The organism is Stenotrophomonas sp. P5_B8, assembly GCF_054049855.1.
In genome coordinates this window covers 1-4,450 of record NZ_JBFULO010000334.1, presented here as the reverse complement: position 1 = coordinate 4,450, position 4,450 = coordinate 1, and the positions used below count along the sequence as shown (strand labels likewise).

The 4,450-nt window shown below is 67.3% G+C and carries 5 protein-coding genes and 1 pseudogene; 4 read left to right on the top strand and 2 right to left on the bottom strand.

What is annotated here, in order from left to right:
* A pseudogene (locus tag ACXJKH_RS15770) lies at positions 1 to 338 on the top strand (hypothetical protein); the annotation flags it as partial.
* Here ACXJKH_RS15770 and ACXJKH_RS15765 read toward each other — a convergent pair.
* Both ACXJKH_RS15765 and ACXJKH_RS15760 read right to left on the bottom strand, forming a co-directional pair.
* Positions 312 to 1,085, bottom strand: a complete 774-nt coding sequence (locus ACXJKH_RS15765; protein ID WP_457320694.1) for a TatD family hydrolase — start codon at positions 1,083 to 1,085, stop codon at positions 312 to 314. The pseudogene ACXJKH_RS15770 and the gene ACXJKH_RS15765 overlap by 27 nt on opposite strands.
* Positions 1,082 to 1,306 (bottom strand): DUF6116 family protein, encoded by a 225-nt coding sequence (locus ACXJKH_RS15760; protein ID WP_457320692.1) that lies wholly within the window; start codon positions 1,304 to 1,306, stop codon positions 1,082 to 1,084. The genes ACXJKH_RS15765 and ACXJKH_RS15760 overlap by 4 nt, the downstream gene beginning before the upstream one ends.
* Positions 1,307 to 1,467: 161 nt before the next feature.
* On the opposite strand from ACXJKH_RS15760, the gene ACXJKH_RS15755 reads away from it, so the two are divergent.
* From ACXJKH_RS15755 to ACXJKH_RS15745, 3 genes are all read left to right on the top strand, one after another.
* Entirely contained in the window at positions 1,468 to 2,298 is an 831-nt protein-coding gene (locus ACXJKH_RS15755; RefSeq protein WP_457320691.1) for a glycine zipper 2TM domain-containing protein, read from the top strand.
* 163 nt (positions 2,299 to 2,461) lie between these two features.
* A complete protein-coding gene (locus tag ACXJKH_RS15750) occupies positions 2,462 to 3,007 on the top strand; it encodes a GNAT family N-acetyltransferase (protein WP_457320688.1) in 546 nt (181 codons plus the stop codon).
* A 92-nt stretch (positions 3,008 to 3,099) separates the two neighbouring features.
* Positions 3,100 to 4,450, top strand: a 1,351-nt coding sequence (locus ACXJKH_RS15745) for a thiamine pyrophosphate-dependent enzyme (protein ID WP_457320686.1), incomplete at its 3' end; no start/stop codon positions are given.

Here is a 4,450-nt window from a genome sequence, read left to right as displayed (position 1 = left end):
CGCCCTTGATCGTGCCGATGGTGCTGGCGGCCAGCGGAGTGGCGCTGGTGGTGCCGACGATGACCAATGCCACGCTCGCCTCGGTTGACGGGTCGCGAGCAGGCATCGCGTCCAGTGTGCTCAACTGCGCGCGGCAGGTCGGCGGCATGCTTGGGGTCGCCATATTCGGTAATTTGATAGGAAATGGCGCGTCAGATGCCTTCATGCGAGGCATGCACGCATCGATCGGCATTTCGGCAGGACTGCTGGTGTTGGTAGGTGCGCTGTGCTGGTGCGGCATCGKGCGCGGACACCTGCAGCAGTCAGAGGGTTCAGTGGGGATCGGCAAGGCCGAATAGTGCGCGCGCGTTGGCCGTGGTCCGCGCGGCAATCTCCTCGGCCGGCTGCCCGCGCAGCCGCGCCACCGTCTCCAGGATCACCGGCAGCCGCGAAGGCTCGTTGCGTTCGCCACGGATGCCCGCATCCGGCTGGTCCGGCGCGTCGGTTTCCAGCAGCAGCTGTTCCAGCGGCATCTGTGCCACAAGCCGCTGCAACCGCTGCGCACGGTCGTACGTCAATGGGCCGCCCAGTCCCACCAGAAAACCCAGTTTGTGCAGGTGCGCGGCCTGCTCCGGACTGCCCGGGAAACTGTGGACGACGCCACGCAGCCCGCCCACCTGTCTGATCGCGGCGATCACCGCATCCACCGCACGCCGTGCATGCACGATCACCGGCAGATCGAATTCGCGCGCCAGCCGCAGTTGTCCCACGAAGTACTGCTGCTGCAGCTCCGCATCCAGCCCCTCGACAAAGAAATCCAGCCCGCATTCGCCAACCGCGCACGGGCGCTCACGCTCGATCCAGCCACGCAGTTCGTCAAGATGTTCGGCCCGGTGCTCGGCCAGGAACATCGGGTGCAGCCCGTAGGCCGGATGAAGTCCCTGGGCCATCTGGCAGGTCTGGCGCAGCTTCGGCCAGCTGGCGGCGGTCACCGCTGGCACGACCTGCGTGCCCACCCCCGCCGCACGCGCCCGCGCAATCACCTCGGGACGGTCGGCATCGAACTGTCCGGCATCAAGGTGGCAATGACTGTCGACCAGGATCACGCGCGGCGCTTGCCCGGCAGGGCCGGCGGCACGGCCGCGCTGCGGTTCTTCCAGTTGGCCAGCAGCAACGTGCCCAGGCCGAGCAGGATCTCGTCCACGAACGGCACCGGATCGGGAATGAACAGGGTCAGCGCGAACAGGCCGGCGGTGAGCTTGAACAAGGTGGGATAGCACAACCGACGCGCCCATTCCAGCATCGGCAGCAGCAGGGGATTGGCCATGACGCTCTCCTCGGACAGATGCTGTAAACGCTATCACGAGCCCCAGCGACACAGAACCTGAATGGGTAAGGGTGGTGTGCACGCACTGTGGAGATTCCGTTCAGGCACCGCATGCTGGAATCCGCTCAAGAACGTTGCGGATCGTCCGCAGGGAGCCGGTTATGAAAAGTACCACCACCACTGCTTTGGTCGCCGCTGGCGCGCTGCTCGTCGGCGGCATCGCCACCGCCGCCTTCATGAAGAGTGGCTCGTCCGCCCCCGATCCGGTGACGGCGACGCAGACCCGGCCCACCCTGGACACCACCCCGCTGGCCGACGACGGGTCGCGCACCGATGCGGTCGCGGTCCAGGACAAGGCGGGCAAGCTGGAATACGCCGATATCGTCAAGGTCGATCCGCTGACCAGGAAGGAAAAGGCCTACGCCACCGTGATCGGTACCGAGCCGGTGCGCGAAACCTCCACCACCCAGACCCCGCATGAAGTCTGCCAGGACGTGGTCGTGCAGGAGCGTCTGCCCGAGCGCGACGGCAACGTCGGCGGCACCGTCGCCGGTGCGGTCATCGGTGGCCTGCTCGGCAACCAGGTCGGCGGCGGCAATGGTCGCAAGGCCGCCACCGCGGCAGGCGCCGTGGCCGGTGGCCTGATCGGCAACACGGTCGACAAGCGTCACGTCGGTGGCCGCGTGGTCAACCGTACCGAGCGCCAGTGCCATACCGAAACGGCGACCTCCGAGTCGACCAAGGTCACCGGCTACAACGTGACCTACCGCAACGAAGACGGCACCACCGGCACCATGCGCATGGCCAGCAAGCCGGGCAACCGCATTCCGATGGGCACCAGCAACGCGGTCACCGGCTACAACGTGACCTACCGCTACGATGGCGCCGAAAAGACCGTGAAGATGGACAACAAGCCGAGCAGCGATCGCCTGCCGGTGATCGATGGCCAGCTGGTCACCCAGACCGCGGCACTGGATTCGAACAAGCAGTAATGTTTCGCGCCGCGTGATGGGGCGAGCAACAGGCCGGCCTAGTCCGGCCTGTTGCGTTTTGCTGCCGCCGCCAGCCCAACGGGCAGGCCCGATCAATGACATCCATTGGCCTGGGCGAGCCGCGTCTGCCAAGATCGATGCCGGCACATCAACAGGCATCGGCATGAGCATTTTCGACCTGCAGCTGGAAACCGAACGGCTGATCCTGCGCCCGCCGCGCGCGGAAGACTTCGACGCATTCCTGCGGTTCTGTACCGACCCGGAGGTCATGCAGCACCTCGGTGGCGTACAGGCGCCTTCGCAGGCCTGGCGAAGCTTCAGTTGCCTGGCCGGCAGCTGGCATCTGTATGGCTTCTCGATGTTTTCGGTGATCGAAAAGAGCAGCGGCGACTGGGTCGGTCGGATGGGGCCGTGGCAGCCGCTGGACTGGCCGGGCACTGAAGTCGGCTGGAGCATCCGGCGCGAAAGCTGGGGCAGCGGTTATGCACCGGAAGCGGCCGTTGCCAGCATCGACTGGGCGTTTGCCACACTGGGCTGGGACGAGGTGATCCACACCATCGATGCGGCCAACGAAAATTCCAAGGTCGTCGCGCGCAAGCTCGGCAGCACGTTGCTGCGCATGGGCGAACTCCCTCCACCGCACGGCGGCAAGCCCATTGAAATCTGGGGCCAGTCGCGCGAGCAATGGCGGGCGCGCCGCGCCGGCTGATGGCCATGCTGCACCCGCGCTTGGCAAGCGGCGCGGGTTGCGGCCAGACTTCCGGCGTGGTCGCTTTGGCCGCGCGTCACGGAGGCTGATGGATGTTTGCCGTGGTTCCCGATCCGATTCCCGCCCGCATGAAAGCCCTCAACCGGGCCGAGATCTGCGACGCCAACTTCATCGACTTCGTGCAGCAGTGGCAGGGCGATCCGACCCCGCGGCCTGCGCCTGACGCGCCGATCCTGCCGGGCAGCACGCTGGATGCGCAGGGCTTCGATGCGCTGTTCGAGTCGCAGCTGATCAGCCGCCACCTGGACCTGATGGCGCGCGTACTGCGCGTGCAGAACAAGGTTTTCTACACCATCGGCTCGTCCGGCCACGAGGGCAACGCGCTGGTGGCGCGGCTGGCGCGGCACACCGATCCGGCGTTCCTGCATTACCGTTCCGGCGCGTTCATGGCCGAGCGCTTCCGCCAGTTGCCGGACATGGATCCCGTGCTGGATGCGGCCCTGTCATTTGCCGCCAGTTGCGATGACCCGGCCAGTGGCGGGCGGCACAAGGTGTGGGGCAGCAAGCCGCTGTGGGTGTTGCCGCAAACCTCCACCATCGCCTCGCACCTGCCCAAGGCGTTGGGCACGGCCATGGCCATCGAGAGCGGGCGGCGCATCGGGCACACGTTGCCCATCCCCGACGACAGCGTGGTGATCTGCTCCTTCGGCGATGCCTCTTCCAACCACGCCACCGCGCAGACCGCCTTCAATACCGCCGCCTGGGCGGCTTACCAGCGGCTGCCGGCGCCGGTGCTGTTCGTCTGCGAAGACAACGGCATCGGCATCTCGGTGAAAACCCCGGACGGCTGGATCGCGCAGAACTTCAGCCACCGTCCGGGCCTGGACTACTTCTTTGCCGATGGCCTGGACCTGGCCAGCGGCCATGCACAGGTGCAACGCGCGCTGGAGCACTGCCGGCGCACGCGGCGGCCGACCTTCCTGCACCTGCGCACCACGCGGCTGATGGGCCATGCCGGCACCGATTTCGAAATCGAGTGGCGGCCGTTGCCGGAACTGTGCGCGGCCGAAGCCGCCGATCCGCTGCTGCGCTCGGCGCAGATCGCGCTGGAAACGGGGTGGATGGATCGTCAAACGCTGCTGCAGCGCTACGAGGCGATGCGCGCGCGCTGCTTTGCCGCTGCCGCCGAGGCCGACCGACGTCCCAAGCTGGAAGGCCTGGCGCAGATCGTGGCCCCGCTGGCGCCGTACTCGCCGGCGGCGGTGCAGGCCGAGGCCGGCCGGGTGGCCGCAGCCGACGCGCGCCTGGCGGCCTTCGGCAGCGAGGCGCAGCTGCCCGAGCGGCAACCGCCGCGGCACCTGGCGATCCAGATCAACCAGGGTCTGCACGAACTGATGGCCAAGTACCCGTCCACGCTGCTGTTCGGCGAGGACGTGGCGCAGA

Bases quoted from the DNA above. Each gene is read 5' to 3' on its own strand.
- ACXJKH_RS15755 (WP_457320691.1), top strand. From the start codon at position 1,468: ATGAAAAGTACCACCACCACTGCTTTGGTCGCCGCTGGCGCGCTGCTC.
- ACXJKH_RS15760 (WP_457320692.1), bottom strand. From the start codon at position 1,306: ATGGCCAATCCCCTGCTGCTGCCGATGCTGGAATGGGCGCGTCGGTTG.
- ACXJKH_RS15750 (WP_457320688.1), top strand. From the start codon at position 2,462: ATGAGCATTTTCGACCTGCAGCTGGAAACCGAACGGCTGATCCTGCGC.